Source organism: Enterobacter sp. CRENT-193 (assembly GCF_002787395.1).
GTDB lineage: Bacteria > Pseudomonadota > Gammaproteobacteria > Enterobacterales > Enterobacteriaceae > Enterobacter > Enterobacter hormaechei_C.
On sequence record NZ_CP024812.1, the window covers coordinates 3726512 to 3743907 of the forward strand.

Sequence of the window (17396 nt, forward strand, 5' to 3'; positions counted from 1 at the left end):
TCAAAGATCCCTGAACGTCCCCAGACGATACCCACGCTCGGCAATCGCATACTTTAACGACGCCGATGTCAGCACATCCAGTTCTGCCAGACGCGGCCAGCAGTAGGCGCTCTTACGTACTATCTCATCGACAAACGCCGGGTGCGCCATTACCTCAAGCGAGCGCTCCCCTTTTGCGGCGGAGTCATCCAGCACCTTCAGGAACAGCGCTTCATCGATCTCGTCGCCATAAAATGCGCTGCTGAACCCCTCCGTTGACGTCACCGCGACGTCCGGCAACCCGCGCACCTCACGATCCACGCGCATCGCCACGCCTTTACGTTGCGCAAACTCTGCCACAAGCGGGAAAATCGCCGGGATCATATGCACATGATGATGGCTGTCAATATGGGTAGGTTCGCGGCCAAACACATCCACAAAGCGGTTAAACTGGCACTCCAGCTCGCGGGCAATCTCATCGAGCGGCAGAGCGTCCTGCTCCGCCATTTCCCAAATCCATTTCCCCAGTTTTCCCTCGCGCGTCAGACCCGGCATCGGTGAAAGGGGCAACCCAAGCGTCAGCACAAAATGCATGCCCACGCCCAGCTCGGGCAGCTCACGGCTTAACTGCGCCGCATGTTCCACCGCCTCACCGTTGATGAGCGCTGTTGTAGAGGTCACGACGCCCCGGCGACAGGCTTCAATAATGCCGTAGTTCTGCCCTTTTGACAGGCCAAAATCATCGGCATTGACGATCAGCAGGTTTTCCATCGCGCCTCCTCTTAACGGTGTGTGAGTTTCAGTTTCTCAACCGTTGCAGCAAAGTTTGGCAGCCATTTTTCATGCGCCAGGATCATCTCACTCGCGAGTTTTTCAGCGTCACGGTCAGAATGCACCAGCGGGCTGAGATTCAGCGCCAGCAGCACGTCATTCAGTTCGCCGCTCAGGGCAGCATTGCTCGCCGCCACTTCAAAGCCTTTGATGGTGTGAATCAGCCCCATCACCTTATCGTCGAAGTGGGTAATGCGGGGATGCGGTTTTGCACCCTCGCGTCCAAGGATGCAGGTCATCTCAACGGCCCAGTCTGCCGGGATATTGTCGATGTGCCCGTGATGGGGAACGTTCACATAGTGCTCGGCCTGCTTGTCATTGTAAATGGCGTTAATCACTTCACACGCCGCATCCGAATAGTATGCCCCGCCGCGCTGCTCCAGCTCTTTCGGTTTGACGTTCAGGTTCGGATCTTTATACAAATCAAACAGCTGCTTCTCTACTTTCTGCACAACCTGAGCGCGTGCGCCACCTTTGTAGTATTCGCCCATTTCAATGGCCAGCATCTCTTTCTGCTTGAAGTAGTAAAGCAGATACGAGCACGGCAGCAGATTCAGGGAGCGGATCAGCCCTTCGCTGAACGGCAGATCGAAGATGTTTTTCACCGAGGCCGCAGTCAGGCGACCAGAGGCGACGCCGTCGAGCAGTTCCGCAAAGCGCGATTGCCCGTTCACAATCACATCTTTTATAAAGACCATGTGATTCAGGCCGAACAGGTCAATGGACAGATCATCGTGCTCGGTCAGTTCCAGTACATCGCGGATGAACATCTTCATGCCAATCGGAATATTGCAGACGCCGATAAAGCGTTTGAAACCGGTATGGCGATAGACTGCCTCGGTGACCATCCCGGCCGGGTTGGTAAAGTTGATCACCCAGGCGTTCGGGCAGATCTCCTCCACGTCTTTAATGATGTCAAAAATGACCGGAATAGTACGCAGGCCTTTAAACAGGCCACCTGCCCCGTTGGTTTCCTGGCCCAGATAACCATGGCTCAGCGGAATGCGCTCGTCCAGCTCACGCGCCTTCAGCTGGCCGACGCGCAGCTGCGTGGTCACGAAGTCAGCATCTTTCAGTGCCAGGCGCCGATCCAGCGTTTTATGCACGGTTAAGGGCACGCCCGCTTTTTCAACCATGCGTTTGCACAGTTCAAAAATAATATTCAGCTTCTCCTGACCTTCTTCAACATCCACCAGCCATAATTCGCTGACCGGTAATTCATGATACCGTTTCAGGAAACCTTCAAGTAATTCCGGAGTATAGCTGCTGCCGCCACCAATGGTTACGACTTTTAATTTCTGTTGCATAATATCTCCCTTAGCGTATCAGGTTAATCGCCTGCAAGGTATAGCGTGCTCTTCCCGCTATTTGGGCAAGCCATTACGTCACTGTTCCTGGCGGATAAACCGCCGAAAGTTAATTAATTACCGTTAAATTTTTGCGGTAACTGTTCGGTGTGAATGAAGTCAATTTTTTAAAGGTTTTAATAAACAGACTGGGACTGCTGTAACCCGATTCGTAAGCGATATCGGTGACAGAGTAATTAGTAATTTCCAGCTGTTTTTTGGCAAAGTTAATGCGGATTTCATTAATAATTTGCACAGGCGTTTTACGGTAATAACGCTGCGTGGCGCGCGTCAAATATTCCTGCGATTTACCCGACAGCGCCACCATATTCTCCAGGGCGTTATCGCTGAACTGTCCTTTGTCGTGCATCAGCTCCACGGTACTACGCAGCCACTGAGGAATATCATCCACCACCTGCTGTTCTTCACGGTGATGGCGGAGGCGATTCATGACGTAGAACGTCACGGTTTCAATAAATTCATCAAATTCATTGTCGCGGAAATTCAGCGAGGCGATAACCGTTTCAATCCAGGTCATAAACTCATTTTTAACGCGATACACCTGTGACGCCACAAAGCAGAACGGCACCAGCGGCAGATAATGCTTCTCGAAGAAACGCCTGCTCACGCCTACGTTCAGAATGCGCGTCGCACCAAACTCATAAAAGCTCTGGTGATAAGATCCCATCGGCAGGAAGACGAAATCGCCACGCTCAAGCAGGACGCGCTTACCGTTGATCTCCTGATAGTAGCGGCCGGTCAGAACAATCGTGAACTCGTAGTAGTCATGCTGGTGCAGACCGCTGGCGCTCTCCGTTTTGTTGTAAATCACCACGTGAAAATTCTTGCCATTAAACAGCTGCTGCTCATGTGCGGTTTTGATTTCCATCGTGCTGACCTCCTGCTACTTCATCCTGACTTATTGCATCTTCTCGTGAAGCTCGATGAGCTCCGCTACCAGCTCGCGCGCCAGCATGGAGGTCATCAGATGATCCTGCGCATGTACCAGCACCAGACTCACTTTCATCTTCCCTTCGCCCTGGTCGCTTTCGATAAGCTTCGTCTGCACCAGATGCGCTTCGTTTAACGCCGTACGGGACTGCTCCATCATGGTTTTCGCGGCAACGAAGTCGCCCTGCTTAGCCTGCTTAAGCGCCGCATACGCCAGGCTGCGTGCCTGCCCGGAGTTGATGATGAGGCCCATCACCACCTCTTCCAGATCGTTCTCTGCGGTTTCTTCGGCAACGATACTCTCTAAATCTAACATTTTTTAAGCTCCTTTCCGCTGGCGCGGGTTGCCCCGCGCCGTGCAATTTTAGAATTTCAGTGCGAGGGCGATATCCTCTTCGCTCTCTTCTTCATCGATAACCGTTGCGGCCTTGTTCGCAATCGCCACGAACGGCATGTAGAGCAGGGTTGCAATCCCGAGGTTGAATATCGCCAGCAGGAAGGCGGCCACGCTACCATTGGTGTTGAAGAACGCGCCCAGACCAGCCGGCATCGTCCACGGCGCAATGTTGGTCACCGGCGGGATAATGCCCAGGTAGTACGCCGTCAGCGTAATCGCGGCCAGCAGCGGCTGAACCAGGATGAAGGGAATGAACATCACCGGGTTCATGATAATTGGCAGACCAAACAGGATCGGCTCGTTAATCTGGAAGATGCCTGACGGCAGGGCCAGCTTCGCAACCTGACGATGGTCAGCGCGGCGAGAGACAATAAAGACCGCGATGATCAGACCCAACGTCGCCCCGGTACCGCCCAGGAAGATATAGGAGTCAAGCATCGGCTTCGCCCACACATGGAAGGTTTTACCGGCCGCCAGCGCCGCATCGACGGAGCCGTACTGCTGGTAAAGCGCGACGTTTTCCAGTGCCCATGGAGTCATAATACCGCTGTCCAGCGCCGCCAGTGCCAGTGAACCATGCACGCCGAAGAACCACAGCAGGGAGGTAAAGATGACATACGCCCAACCGACCACGCTACCCATCGACGCCAGCGGCGTTGAGATAGAGTCCATAATGATCTGGTGGAAGTTAGTTCCCCAGTGAGAGAGCGCCCAGGCAATAATCCCCATGATGGAGAGAATAATGAAGCCCGGAATCAACGCGGAAAATGAACGAGAAACAGAGGCCGGAACGCTATCCGGCAAGCGGATAACCCAGTTACGGCGAATAATGAAGGTGAACATTTCGGCCACCACCAGCCCGATAATAATACCGGAAATGATGTTTGCCCCACCCAGCCAGTTGGCGCCAACGGCATAAGCGTCGCCCACGCTGTACGGTGTGACGGTCATGAACGCGGCAATGGACAGTAAGCCTGCCGCCAGCGGATCCACTTTACGCTCTTCCGCCAGCGCCATTCCAATAAAGAAAGGCGCCATTAGCGACATAATACCCAACGTACCGTTGTATACGTTGCCGCCAATGGCTTTTAAACCATTAAGGGTTTCAATAGTTGAAGCATCTAGCCTAATTCCTAATGAATAAAAAAAGGATCCTTCTCCAAAGCTCAGAAAAACGTTGTTAATTAAAACGAACATTGCCCCGGCTAATGTCAACGGCATTAATTTAATAAAGCCGTTCTTAATGGCATTAACATGAGGCTGCTTTCCTATTTTAACAGCAAAAGGAAGGAGTACCTTTTCAAGTGAAGCGATGACTTTACTCATAGGAAAATACCCTTAAAGGCCGCAACGATCGTTACGGCAGATTGTGTGTGAAATAACTCTTTGACGGGAAAAATAAAAAATTAATTAGCAGCTTTTTTAATCGCCGCAACGGCAGCTTTTAATACACCTAAACCATCAATCTTGCCGTATAAAACGGAATCGATCACTTCGACCGGCTTATTGGGTAGCAGACGTTGAATTTCTGGCAGCATATAAGCGATTTGCGGCCCGAGTAAAATAACGTCTGCTGTCTGGCCCTTCTCGCCCGCCAGCGTTTCCGGAAACGCCTCAATCACCACAGGGACTTCATATTTTTCGGCCTGCGCGCGCATTTTAGAAACCAGCAGCGAAGTGGACATGCCCGCAGAGCAAAACAGATAGATATGTTTCTTTTCCATGATAACTTCCCTCTTGTTTGGCTACCCGCCGTCTCGCTATCACTCGACTCGCTATCCTGGCTGACGGGCAGTGTGCTGAACATTGTTTATCGTTGAAGTGAGTATACGCAATGGTACAGGGAGGGGATAATTCTGGATAGACTGAAATTGTCTCTCATTGACCTGGCTTGTTGACTACCTTCACATTTCAGGCAAATAATTCGCGCCAAGAAATAAGATTCACGTATGCATAAAAAAACCGGCCTTCAGGCCGGTTTGTTAACGCTCTCAGGCAAACAGGCTTACTGTGCCTTAGGTGCCTGTGGGTCGGTGTCGTATTCGGCACAGGTCTGGTAACCAGAATTGATCACGTGACCCGTATCATCCAGGGCGACAAAGTAGGTCTCTGCCTTACCATCACGTTGACCCAGAATATAGGTCTGGCAGGTACCACGCGCGTGGATCATAGTAACTTCTGAAGAAGGTTTACCGGCAATGGCTGCAACCTGGGAACGCGTCATGCCTTTTTTAACGTCTTTTACCACTGGCTGTGTGAACTGATCTTTGGTGCGATCGTAAGCTGTACACCCTGCCAGCATAGTCAGTACCGCCGCTGCGCTTAAAATTCCTGCTACGTTCTTGTTCATATTCCGTCCTCTTGTTTATCAGCGTGTTAACTAAGCATGGGATAAAAATTACTATTGTTCAACTTTGCGAGTTACGCCAGATGAATTTCGGAAAATTCTAATAAAACAACGGTAAGCTGCTAAATCGCTGTAAAACAGTACACTCAAAACTGTGATCCTTGTCGTTTCCCCGACAAAGGGTTAGTTTTAACAGATCACACTTTCTGTTTGGTTCTGCATAGGGAGGGCGTAATGGCTCTGCAACAAGAAATTATTCAGGCGCTGGGCGCGAAACCTGCGATTGATGCCAATGAAGAGATCCGTCGTAGCGTTGATTTTTTGAAAGCTTACCTGTCTGCACACCCTTTCCTGAAGACGCTGGTGCTGGGTATCAGCGGCGGTCAGGATTCCACTCTGGCCGGCAAGCTGAGCCAGATGGCCATCTCCGAGCTGCGTGACGAGACCGGTGACACCGCGCTGCAATTTATTGCCGTACGTCTGCCGTATGGCGTGCAGGCTGACGAGCAGGACTGTCAGGATGCGATCGCGTTTATTCAGCCGGACCGTGTTCTTACCGTAAACATCAAAGGTTCGGTACTGGCAAGCGAGCAGGCCTTGCGTGAAGCCGGTATTGAACTGAGCGATTTTGTTCGCGGCAACGAGAAAGCCCGTGAGCGCATGAAAGCGCAGTACAGTATCGCAGGGATGACCAAAGGGGTTGTCGTCGGCACCGACCACGCCGCGGAAGCCATCACCGGCTTCTTCACCAAATACGGTGATGGCGGCACGGATATCAACCCCCTCTTCCGCCTGAACAAGCGTCAGGGCAAGCAACTGCTGGCGGCGCTGGGCTGCCCGGAGCACCTGTATAAGAAGGCGCCAACGGCGGACCTGGAGGACGATCGCCCTTCCCTGCCGGATGAAGCCGCGCTGGGCGTCACATATGACAACATTGATGATTATCTGGAAGGCAAAACGCTCGACGAAGGTACCGCTAACATTATCGAAGGCTGGTATCTGAAAACCGAGCACAAGCGCCGTCCGCCGATTACGGTGTTTGATGATTTCTGGAAAAAGTAAAAGCAAAACGGTAACTCAGTTTTACAGGCCGGGTAAGGCGTAACCGCCACCCGGCTCTTTTTTAACCACCGAACACCTGCTACACTGTATGCCTGAACAGTATATGGAGCAGTATGTGAGCAGGCGTCAATCCGCCCCGCGTCTTGAGTTTGAAGCGGCGGCTATCTACGAATATCCCGAGCATCTTCGCCCCTGGCTTGAGGCTCTGCCTAAACAGCCTGGCGTCTATTTCTTCCACGGCGACAGCGATACCATGCCGCTCTATATCGGCAAAAGCGTGAATATCCGCAGCCGGGTGATGTCGCACCTGCGTACGCCGGATGAAGCATCGATGCTCAGGCAGTCCCGGCGGATCACCTGGATCGAGACGGCAGGCGAACTGGGCGCGCTTCTGCTCGAAGCCCGGCTCATCAAGGAACAGCAGCCGCTGTTTAACAAACGCCTGCGCCGCAACCGCCAGCTGTGTTCCTTGCAGGTTAACGCAGGAAAACCGCAGGTTGTTTATGCCCGGGAAGTGGATTTTTCGCATGAACCCAATCTTTACGGTCTGTTTGCCAACAAACGTGCCGCACTGCAAACCCTGCAATCCCTGGCTGATGAATTACAGCTTTGTTACGGCCTGTTAGGACTGGAAGCCACCACCCGCGGTCGCGCCTGTTTCCGCTCCGCGCTGAAACGCTGCGCCGGGGCGTGTTGTGGAAAAGAGAGCGTTGAAGAACATCATGCCCGGTTTATGGCGGGCCTGGCCTCTATCAGCGTTAACTGCTGGCCGTGGGAAGGCGCGGTGGCGCTGAAAGAAACCCGCGATGCGATGACGCACTATCACATCATCCGCAACTGGCTCTGGCTTGGCGCCGTTGAAAGTCTGGATGACGCTACCGCCCTGCTGCGCACCCCTGCCGGGTTCGATCAGGATGGTTACAAAATTCTCTGTAAGCCACTATTAACCGGAAAACATGAGATCATCGTCCTCAGTGACCCGGCAGCCAGGTAATTTCACTGAACAGCAGCGACCCCTTCGTTTCCAGTAAACGGAGGGTATGACTGCCCGCTTCCCAGCTGGCACCCTGATCGGCGGTCAGTAATTTGTCGCCCAGTTGCCAGGCGCCACTTAATACAAAGACCACCCCACCGCGTGACGCGAAGGTAGTGAACGTTCGGGTAGCAACGCGCACCTTTGCCTGGCAGCAATCCCGTCGGGTCATGATGTTGAAGTCCATCGACATCTGCCCCTCTGTGAGCACGGCTTTCACCGCCAGATCGCCCGCAAATCGGTAAGGCTGGTGATGCTTCAGGGTATGACAAAACGCCCTGCCTGCATCCAGGGTCACCTCGCCGCCTTCCAGCAGCGTAATCACCCGGTCAACGCCCGGGAACGCGGAGAATTCGCCGTTACTGGCGATGGAGGCAATACTGGCCCGCCAGAAAAAATCCCGCGTCGCGGGAGGAAAACAGCAAATCTCACGCGTCTCACCCGCACCATTACGCCAGAGACTGACCGGCATTTTACGGATATCAAAGAATTCCATGACCACTCCTGAAGGACGCACCGTGCGCCAGGGCATTTTCACAGACGTATTATCGGCAGCAGTCAGGCCAGACCTTAGGCATGGGATAAAAGAAAAACCGCCGGTCCTGTCCACAGCGTTTTCGCTTTTGTAGACAGGAGCCCGGCGGTCTTAAGAGAGTGAACCGATTATTCGGTTGGTGCAGGCATTTTACCTTCCGGCGCTGCACGTTCTGTCAGACGCTTCTCAAAATTGGCATTAAATTGCTTTTTCTGTTCCGGCGTCAGAATGTTGTAAATCTTGTTCTGGGTTTCCATGTGGGCCAGCATGCGTGCTTTATGCTGCTCGGCCATTTTGTCGATCTGCGCTTCCGCTTTTGCTTTATCGAAGCTGTCGCTGGCAATGATGTCATGCATTGCGCGGCGCTCTTCCAGCGGAGGACGTTTCATCTGGTCACGCTGGCTTTTCATAATGTCGCGGATCTGCTGCTTCTGCGCATCGGTGAGGTTCAGATCTTTAAACATCATCATCTCATGGTGCATACCCGGCTTGCCTTTATGATGCATCATCATTTTGCCTTCCGTCGGCGCGGCGGTAGTGGTCGCGGTATCGGCGGCGAACGCCATGCTGGTAGCGCCCAGAGCCAGGGTAGAGGCAACAAACAGTGCAGTTAATTTACGCATAATGTCTTTCCTTACTTTCAGTTATTCTTCGGCGCTATGCCGTGTTGACGAGATTAACTTTACGGCGTTTATCGTCAATTAGTCAGAGCAACGGTAAAACAATGAAAGTGTAAAAAACAACTTTTCGCCAATTGTGGAGAAATTAAGGAAAAAGCGTGGAGAGATGAAACAAAAATATTCAACAGGATGATTTTAAAGAGATTATGGAGAAGTATAGCGAAGTGCCGTTTAATAATAAAGCAATTCTCCAGGAATATTCCGCAAACAATACCAGAGCGCTTTTAACGCTAAGAAATTTATTCTTCATTTCCCCTCCGGTCTGCGCGAGGGGAGACGTTCAGGGCATTTTTTCCAGCATCAGACCTGCTCGCAAACCAAACGCGACCGACGGATTAGGAAATAAAACATATTCCGTGGATTTCTGTACCGCATAGCGCGTCTCACCATCTTCCGCCAGCAGGACGCCCTGGCGAAACGGCGTAAAGTTCAGCGTATGGGGTGCCATATGAAGCTGGAAAGCCTCGCTTTGACGCGTGATCTGCTGCACGACCCGATAGCGCACGACGGGTTCCCGGGTGGGTTCCGGCGCAACCCCGGCGAGCAACGCCCGGAGCGCCTGATGCGTAGGGGTAAAACGCGTCAGGTCGTTTTGCCCGAACGGCAGCGCTTTTCCCAGCTCCAGGGTACAGGATAACGCGCCAACATTCTCGCAGGTGAAGTGGGTAAACGTGCCGCCTGGCGTCTGGTGGAAGACCAGTGCCTCCAGCCCCGCATCGCCAAGCCAGGTCAGAAACGCCTCATCCCACGGCTGATGACGCTGCGGTAACACGCCAAAACGCACATGGTACGAGGCGCGAATGGCCGTATGCAGATCAAGGTGCCAGCGCGTTTCCCCCGCCCCGGCAAAAAACGCCGTGACCACCTTCTCCAGCCATTGCGCGCGAGTCGTCTCATCACTCTGTGGAAACTGCGCCCAGCGACCACCAAACATGCGGTTGATGTCGCTCACGAGATACCGTTTATTTTGCGCCAGCGCAGGCGGATTTCCCAGTACCACCAGCAGACGGCAGTGCAGCGTGATCTCTGCGCGATACAGCGCGCGCAGCAATAGTTCGACAATCTCCACGGGCGCGGTTTCGTTTCCGTGAATGCCGGTAGAAAGCAGCAGCGACAGGTTATATTTCCCCGTCGGCGTGAGTTCAAGCACGCCCGGCCCCAGCCATCGCCAGTGGAACGAAGGGCCTGCCCCCTCTTGCCGCTCCGGTGTCTCTTCGGCCAGCGTCAGCGCCAGTAAGTTTTCCATATCGTCTCCTTAGCGCTGGAACGGATAAACCGATCCCAGTTGCAGGATGGTTGATAATGCATCCAGCGCTTCGCGGCCTTCGCGCAGCAGCTGCGGATCAACCAGATCGGCCTGAACCAGACGGTCACGATAATAGCGGTCCACCCAGTCATTGAGAGTATTGAACAGCGTGTCGTTCATCATCACCGCCGGATTCACGGCCTGCAATTCCTCCGGCGTTAACACCACGCGTAGTCGCAGGCACGCCGGTCCCCCGCCGTTGGCCATACTTTCCCGAAGATCAAACACGCGCAGTTCATCAATCGGGTTATCCGCCTGCACCAGTTCGCTGAGATAGCGCCAGACGCCCTGATGGTTGTGGGACTCCTGCGGCAGCACCAGCATCATGCTGCCGTCATCCCGGCTCAGCAGCTGGCTGTTGAAGAGATACGTTTCGACCGCGTCCTGCACGCTTACCGCCTGCGTGGGCACCTGAATCGGCATAAATCCCGGCACGCGTTCGCGCAGCGTGGCCAGCAACTTTTCCTGATGGGCAAACGCCTGCTCGTGGCAGAACAGTACCTGACGGTTGGAAACGGCAATGACGTCGTTATGAAACACGCCCTGGTCGATCACCTGCGGATTTTGCTGGGCAAAAATCACCTGAGAAGGATTAACCTGGTTCAGCCGCGCAACCGCCTGGCTTGCGGCTAAGGTTTGTCTCGCCGGATAACGAACCGGCGCGGCGTGGCCGCCCTCTTCCCGTCCATATATAAACAGCTGCAAACCCGGCTCGCCATAGTCGCCGCCCAGACGGTTGTGGTTTGCCGCCCCTTCATCGCCAAACATCGCGACCTGCGGCAGCGCCGAATGTACCTCGAAATGCGCATCATGATTAAAAATGGCGCGCAGCACGCGCCCGGTGGTCTCCGCTTCGCTGGCGCGGTGGAATTTGTTGTTCAGGTTAGCAACGGTCAGATGCACTTTGCCGTCCAGCGTATCCGCCGACGGCGCAACGGTGGCGGCATTCGCCACCCACATCGAGGAGGCTGAACTGGCTGCGGAAAGCAGGTGTGGCGTCTGCGTGCCTGCTTTTTCCACCACCTGTTCATCCGTACCGCTGAACCCCAGCTGGCGCAGCACGGCCACGTTTGGGCGCTCCTGCGGTGGGATCACCGCCTGCGGGAAACCGGCATCGGACAGCGCCTTCATTTTCAATAGCCCCTGCTTCGCCGCCAGCTTCGGGTTCGAGACCTGGAAACGGTGCTTCGTCGAGGCTTCATTACCGAACGACAGCCCGGCATAGTGGTGCGTCAGCCCCACGAGGCCGTCAAAGTTAACCTCACGCGCTTTCATGGGCGTCACCCTCTGTAAAATCCAGCCCCGGATTCAACGTCTCCGGCAGCGTCAGCGCCGGGGTTTCGAGGCTTGCCATCGGCCACGCGCAGTAATCGGCGGCATACCAGGCGCTGGCGCGATGGTTGCCCGACGCCCCTACGCCACCAAACGGCGCAGTGCTCGCCGCACCGGTCAGCGGTTTGTTCCAGTTCACGATCCCGGCGCGCGCTTCCAGCAGCAGCTGGTCGAATTTCTCGCGATGCGGCGATATCAGGCCGCTCGACAGGCCGTAGCGGGTATTGTTGGCCATCTCGATCGCCGACTCAAAATCGTCATAGCGCCAGACGCACAGCAGCGGGCCAAAGACCTCTTCATCCGGCACGTTGCTTGTCGCACTCATGTCAATAATCCCCGGCGTCAGCAGCGACGTGCCGGGCTGAACCAGCTTCGGCTCCAGCAGGGTTTTCGCCCCGCGCGCCACGTGCTCCTGCCACGCTTTCAGTACGTTCAGCGCCGCCTGCCCGGAGATCAGCCCGCCGATAAACGGCTGCGGGTCGGCATCCCATTTCGCGGGAACCAGACGCGCGCTCACCTCCACCAGACGCTTCAGGAACGCATCCCCCTGCGCGCCGCGCTTAACCAGCAGGCGGCGGGCGCATGTGCAGCGCTGTCCGGCGGTAATGAACGCCGACTGAATGGTCAAGTGGACCGCGGCATCGATATCCTCCGGATCTTCCACAATCAGTGGGTTGTTGCCGCCCATCTCCAGCGCCAGAATTTTTTCCGGTTGCCCCGCCAGCTGACGATGCAGCTGATAGCCCGTTCCGGCACTGCCGGTAAACAGCAGACCGTCAATGTCGCTCAGCGCACTCAGCGCCTGACCGGTTTCACGCCCGCCCTGCACCAGATTCAGCACCCCCGGCGGCAGCCCCGCCTGCTCCCAGAGTTTTACCACTGCTTCTCCGGTTAAGGGGGTTAACTCACTCGGCTTGAAGATGACGGTATTCCCCGCCAGCAGCGCAGGCACAATGTGCCCGTTCGGCAGATGCCCGGGGAAGTTATACGGGCCAAACACCGCCAGTACCCCGTGCGGACGGTGGCGCAGCGTGGCAGCGCCGTCTGGCATCTCGGTATGCTGCTCGCCGGTGCGGGTATGGTACGCCTTCACCGATATCGCAATTTTGTTGATCATCGCCGTGACTTCGGTTGTTGCCTCCCAGCGCGGCTTACTGGTTTCGCAGGCAATGATGCGGGTCAGCTCGGCTTTATTGGCCTCCAGCAGCGCAGCAAATTTCTCAACCAACGCCTGGCGCTCGAAGAATGGCCGTTTCGCCCACGCCGGAAACGCGCGGCGTGCAGCCTGACAGGCCTGCTCAACCTGCCCGGCGCTTGCGTCGTTCCCAGACCAGAGCACCTCCTGGCCGACCGGGTTAGTTTTTGTCCGCGCGTCACCTTCGCCCGTAACCCAGTCACCGTTAATCCATAGAGTCATGCTGTTTTCTCCTCAGGGCAGAGCCGCACCAGGCGAACCGTGTCGCCAGCGTTACATTTCAGGGCATCCAGTTGCGCAGCCGTCAGTACCAGACGCTCGCATGATGGGTTGGTTCGCACCAGCATGGCGCGGAAGTTGGTGTAATTCTCGTTCGAGACCAGGCAGGCTGGCCACTCGCCCGGCGCGGGCTGGCCTTCTGAAACCTCAACCAGGCGGCTTTTACGGATGGCGCGAACGCGGTCAATGTCGCATTCCAGCGTCGGGCCGCCGTCGAAGATGTCGACGTAGTTACGGTAGCGAAATCCCTCTTTCTCCAGCACCGCGCGGGCCGGGGCGGTTTGCGGGTGAACTTCGCCGATCACCGCCTGCGCTTCTGGTGTTAGGAAATGGGTATAAATAGGATGCTTCGGCATCAACTCGGCGATAAACGCCTTCTGACCGGTGCCGCACAGGTAATCCGCCCGGCTAAATTCCATGGAGAAGAAGCGTTCGCCCAGACTCTCCCAGAACGGCGAGTAGCCCGTCTCATCAATCACGCCGCGCATCTCCGCGACCACTTTTTCGTTGAAGCGGTCGCGAAAGGCGGCCATAAACATAAAGCGCGATTTGGAGAGCAGATAACCGTTGCCCTCTTTGCGCCAGTCCGGATCGAGAAACAGGGTGCAGAGTTCGCTGGCGCCGGTATGGTCATTACAGAGGAAGAGCGTCGGCAGCGCGTTGTAAACGTTCAGCTCTTTCGAGGCGTGGACCATCGTGCCGACGCGGTAGTTGTACCACGGATCATTAAGCCCGACGGCCACCTCGATAGCGCAAATCCCCGCCACGGTCCCCGTGTCGGTATCTTCCAGCACGAACACATAGCCCTGTTCGCTTTTTGGCAACGTCCCCTGCCAGGTTTGCAGGGCGCGCTCAATGCGCGCCGACAGCGTTTTTTCATCGGCAGGCAGCGAGGTCAGCCCGCCCCCTGTCTTACCGGCAAGCTGCATAAGCCCGGCGAGATCGCCGTGCGCAACGGGACGGATGACCATCATGATGACACCCCGGACTTCACCTGTTCGCAGGCCAGCGCAAAACGATCTAAGCCAGTTCTGACCTCTTCCTCGCTGACGATCAGCGCAGGGGCAAACCGCACCACGTTAGCACCGGCAATCAGCACCATTACGCCCTGCTTTGCCGCTTCCTGTGAAATCAGCTTCGCTTTGCCGGCAAACTCAGGGGCAAGCTCACAGCCTATTAACAGCCCCAGACCGCGGATCTCTTTGAACAGGCCAGTTTTGCTGTTAATGGCCGTGAGTCGCTCAACAAACCACTGGTGACGCTGCTTCACGCCGTTCAGCACCTCAGGGGTGTTGATGATATCCAGCACCTGTCCGGCGACAGCGGTTGCCAGCGGGTTGCCGCCGTATGTGGTGCCATGAGTGCCCACGGTCATCACGCTGGCGAATTTTTCGGTGGTCAGCATCGCCCCCACCGGGAAACCGCCGCCGAGCGCTTTGGCTGTTGAGAGCACATCCGGGGTCACGCCATAGTGCATGTAGGCATACAGCTCACCCGTGCGGCCCACGCCGGTCTGGACTTCGTCAAAAATCAGGACCGCGTTATGCCGATCGCACAGCTCGCGCAGCCCTTGCAGGAACGCTTTCTGGGCGGGCATGACGCCGCCTTCCCCCTGCATGGGCTCGACAATCACCGCACACGTGGTGTCGTCAATCAGCTCGCTGGCAGAGTGTAAATCGTTATACGCCGCATGACGGATATCCGGCGGCAGCGGCGCAAAATCCTGAGAATATGAGGGCTGACCGCCCGCACTGACGGTAAACAGCGTGCGGCCATGGAAAGCATTTTTAAAGGCTACGATGCCGCTCTTATGCGCGCCGAATTTATCGTGCGCATATTTGCGCGCCAGCTTCAGCGCCGCTTCGTTCGCTTCCGCGCCGGAGTTACAGAAAAAGACTTTTTCTGCGAAGGTGGCGTCGATCAGCTTCTTCGCCAGACGCAATGCCGGTTCGTTGGTATAACCGTTGCCGGTATGCCAGAATTTCGCCGCCTGGTCATTCAGCGCCTGCCGCAACGCCGGGTTTGCATGCCCCAGCGCATTCACCGCAATCCCACCTGCAAAGTCGATATACTCTTTGCCCTGCTGATCCCACAGGCGAGAGCCTTCCCCACGTACCGGAATAAAAGCCGCCGGAGCGTATACCGGCATCATCCATTCATCGAAATTTTCACGCGTAACTGACAGAGACATAGCGACCTCATCCGGTAAATAAAAGGTTGTTTAAATGTTAAATAATTGAGTGTTTGCACTGTGAATGTAGATTGCAGCGTTCGTGCCAGCCAGCGATAAAAATGCATAAATGGGTTTGGGTAACAGAATATCAATGAGTTACAATATGGAGATATTCACTTATAATGCATAAATAGTGAATATTTTTACGACAAGCGGCGCTTTGCCGCATGAAAACAAGAAAGAGTATGCAGAGGCCAAATATAATTCTGGAATTGTGATCGCTCGCGAAATTTATCGGTCGTTTACGCCCTGTTCGAGGGCAAAACGCGCCGAAATGGTGCAAATATTGCACCGTTGGCATTATCTGTCGCAGTAATTGGGCGAAGCGGATAACAGACGACGTAAATTCTGCTACCATCCTTGCACTATTCACCTTGCATTGGCAGCGACTATGAAATTTGTCTCTTTTAATATCAACGGCCTGCGTGCCCGCCCTCACCAGCTTGAAGCGATTGTTGAGCAACATCAGCCAGATGTGATCGGCTTGCAGGAGACAAAAGTTCACGACGATATGTTCCCGCTCGAAGAGGTAGCGAAGCTGGGCTATAACGTTTTTTACCACGGTCAGAAAGGCCACTACGGCGTTGCGCTGCTGACCAAAGATACGCCGGTGTCGGTGCGCCGTGGCTTCCCGGGTGACGGTGAAGAGGCGCAGCGCCGCATCATCATGGCGGAAATTCCTTCCGCACTCGGCAATGTGACCGTCATCAACGGCTATTTCCCGCAGGGTGAAAGCCGCGATCATGAAACCAAATTCCCGGCCAAAGCGAAGTTTTATCAGGATCTGCAAAACTACCTGACAACCGAACTCAAAAAAGAAAACCCGGTGCTTATCATGGGCGACATGAATATCAGCCCGACGGATCTGGATATCGGTATTGGCGAAGAGAACCGTAAGCGCTGGCTGCGCACCGGCAAATGCTCTTTCCTGCCGGAGGAGCGCGAGTGGATGGAGCGCCTGCTGGGTTGGGGGCTGGTGGATACTTTCCGCACGGCTAACCCGGAAACGCAGGACCGTTTCTCGTGGTTTGACTACCGCTCTAAAGGCTTCGATGACAACCGGGGCCTGCGTATTGATTTGCTGCTGGCGAGCGCCCCCCTGGCCGAACGCTGCATCGAAACCGGTATCGACTATGACATCCGCAGCATGGAAAAGCCGTCCGACCATGCGCCGGTATGGGCAACGTTCAAGCTGTAAACTTCAGTGAATATTAAAAAAATTAGTCTCCTGTGCGCCCTTCTGGGCGCATTTGTTTTAATTGTTGTTTTGCTTCCTCCGGGCATGCTCTCCCTCGACACGCTAAAAATACACCAGCAAACGTTGCTCGCTCGTGTGGAGCAAGCGCCCCTTCAGAGCGCGCTGTTCTATTTTGCGGTTTACGTTCTGCTCTCCGCGCTATCTATCCCCGGAGCCGCGCTTCTGACGCTGCTCGGCGGGGCGCTTTTCAGCCTGTGGGAGGCGACGCTGTTGGTGTCATTTGCCTCGACGCTCGGCGCCACGCTTGCCATGCTCGTCAGCCGTTATCTGCTGCGCGACTGGGTGCAGCGGCGCTTTGCCGCACAGATGAATACGATCGATGCGGGGATGGATCGCGACGGCGCACGCTACCTTTTTGCCCTGCGCCTGATGCCGTTGTTCCCGTTCTTTCTGGTCAATTTGCTGATGGGGCTAACCCGTCTCAGGGTGCGTCACTACTGGTGGGTCAGCCAGCTTGCAATGCTGCCTGCCACCGTCATTTATCTGAACGCCGGACGCGAGCTGGGGAAACTCACCTCGCTGCGCGATATTCTGTCGCCGGGACTGCTGTTCGCCTTTACACTATTAGGGTTATTACCGCTGGTCACTCGCTGGCTGTTTTCCCGTTACATCCCTTCGATTAAAAAGTGAGG

At 55.2% G+C, this 17396-nt stretch carries 18 protein-coding genes; 4 read left to right on the forward strand and 14 right to left on the reverse strand.

The genetic code is table 11. From position 1 onward, the window contains the following. The 7 genes from chbG to osmE all read right to left on the reverse strand — a co-directional run bounded on the left by chbG (position 1) and on the right by osmE (position 5854). Positions 1-750: a chitin disaccharide deacetylase gene (gene chbG / locus CU081_RS18530; protein ID WP_022650895.1), complete on the reverse strand. Its 750-nt coding sequence runs from the start codon at positions 748-750 to the stop codon at positions 1-3. Between the two features lie 11 nt (positions 751-761). Further along, on the reverse strand, positions 762-2117 hold the full coding sequence (locus tag CU081_RS18535; RefSeq protein ID WP_022650894.1) for a 6-phospho-beta-glucosidase: 1356 nt from the start codon (positions 2115-2117) through the stop codon (positions 762-764). 109 nt (positions 2118-2226) lie between these two features. Then, positions 2227-3045 (reverse strand): transcriptional regulator ChbR, encoded by an 819-nt coding sequence (gene chbR / locus CU081_RS18540; protein WP_017384663.1) that lies wholly within the window; start codon positions 3043-3045, stop codon positions 2227-2229. Between the two features lie 30 nt (positions 3046-3075). Beyond that, positions 3076-3423: a PTS N,N'-diacetylchitobiose transporter subunit IIA gene (gene chbA, locus CU081_RS18545; protein WP_003857835.1), complete on the reverse strand. Its 348-nt coding sequence runs from the start codon at positions 3421-3423 to the stop codon at positions 3076-3078. Positions 3424-3471: 48 nt separating this feature from the next. After that, complete coding sequence (chbC, locus tag CU081_RS18550) at positions 3472-4830, reverse strand: PTS N,N'-diacetylchitobiose transporter subunit IIC (RefSeq protein ID WP_017384664.1); 1359 nt, start codon at positions 4828-4830, stop codon at positions 3472-3474. Between the two features lie 80 nt (positions 4831-4910). Continuing rightward, positions 4911-5228 carry a PTS N,N'-diacetylchitobiose transporter subunit IIB gene (chbB, locus tag CU081_RS18555; protein ID WP_015570750.1) on the reverse strand — a complete coding sequence of 106 codons (318 nt, stop codon included), beginning with the start codon at positions 5226-5228 and terminating at the stop codon, positions 4911-4913. Positions 5229-5509: 281 nt separating this feature from the next. Beyond that, a complete protein-coding gene (gene osmE / locus CU081_RS18560; protein WP_003857836.1) occupies positions 5510-5854 on the reverse strand; it encodes an osmotically-inducible lipoprotein OsmE in 345 nt (114 codons plus the stop codon). Positions 5855-6085: 231 nt separating this feature from the next. On the opposite strand from osmE, the gene nadE reads away from it, so the two are divergent. Both nadE and cho read left to right on the forward strand, forming a co-directional pair. Continuing rightward, positions 6086-6913 carry an ammonia-dependent NAD(+) synthetase gene (gene nadE, locus CU081_RS18565; protein WP_022650893.1) on the forward strand — a complete coding sequence of 276 codons (828 nt, stop codon included), beginning with the start codon at positions 6086-6088 and terminating at the stop codon, positions 6911-6913. 115 nt (positions 6914-7028) lie between these two features. Continuing rightward, positions 7029-7907 carry an excinuclease Cho gene (gene cho / locus CU081_RS18570; protein WP_057979962.1) on the forward strand — a complete coding sequence of 293 codons (879 nt, stop codon included), beginning with the start codon at positions 7029-7031 and terminating at the stop codon, positions 7905-7907. Here cho and ves read toward each other — a convergent pair. From ves to astC, 7 genes are all read right to left on the reverse strand, one after another. After that, positions 7885-8442 carry an environmental stress-induced protein Ves gene (gene ves, locus CU081_RS18575; RefSeq protein WP_022650891.1) on the reverse strand — a complete coding sequence of 186 codons (558 nt, stop codon included), beginning with the start codon at positions 8440-8442 and terminating at the stop codon, positions 7885-7887. The genes cho and ves overlap by 23 nt on opposite strands. 167 nt (positions 8443-8609) lie before the next feature. Next, positions 8610-9104: an ATP-independent periplasmic protein-refolding chaperone Spy gene (gene spy, locus CU081_RS18580; RefSeq protein ID WP_015570753.1), complete on the reverse strand. Its 495-nt coding sequence runs from the start codon at positions 9102-9104 to the stop codon at positions 8610-8612. A gap of 337 nt (positions 9105-9441) precedes the next feature. Then, complete coding sequence (gene astE, locus CU081_RS18585) at positions 9442-10407, reverse strand: succinylglutamate desuccinylase (protein ID WP_022650890.1); 966 nt, start codon at positions 10405-10407, stop codon at positions 9442-9444. A 9-nt stretch (positions 10408-10416) separates the two neighbouring features. Next, positions 10417-11742 carry an N-succinylarginine dihydrolase gene (astB, locus tag CU081_RS18590; RefSeq protein ID WP_022650889.1) on the reverse strand — a complete coding sequence of 442 codons (1326 nt, stop codon included), beginning with the start codon at positions 11740-11742 and terminating at the stop codon, positions 10417-10419. Then, positions 11729-13216, reverse strand: coding sequence for a succinylglutamate-semialdehyde dehydrogenase (gene astD, locus CU081_RS18595; RefSeq protein WP_022650888.1), 1488 nt, complete (start codon positions 13214-13216; stop codon positions 11729-11731). The genes astB and astD overlap by 14 nt, the downstream gene beginning before the upstream one ends. Next, positions 13213-14247 carry an arginine N-succinyltransferase gene (gene astA / locus CU081_RS18600; protein WP_022650887.1) on the reverse strand — a complete coding sequence of 345 codons (1035 nt, stop codon included), beginning with the start codon at positions 14245-14247 and terminating at the stop codon, positions 13213-13215. Before astA ends, astD begins: the two co-directional genes overlap by 4 nt. Further along, entirely contained in the window at positions 14244-15464 is a 1221-nt protein-coding gene (astC, locus tag CU081_RS18605) for a succinylornithine/acetylornithine transaminase (protein WP_022650886.1), read from the reverse strand. The genes astA and astC overlap by 4 nt, the downstream gene beginning before the upstream one ends. Before the next feature lie 433 nt (positions 15465-15897). Between astC and xthA the strand changes: the two genes are divergently transcribed. Continuing rightward, positions 15898-16704, forward strand: a complete 807-nt coding sequence (xthA, locus tag CU081_RS18610; RefSeq protein WP_022650885.1) for an exodeoxyribonuclease III — start codon at positions 15898-15900, stop codon at positions 16702-16704. Positions 16705-16710: 6 nt separating this feature from the next. Next, positions 16711-17394 (forward strand): TVP38/TMEM64 family protein, encoded by a 684-nt coding sequence (locus CU081_RS18615; RefSeq protein ID WP_032645828.1) that lies wholly within the window; start codon positions 16711-16713, stop codon positions 17392-17394. Positions 17395-17396: the final 2 nt, after the last annotated feature.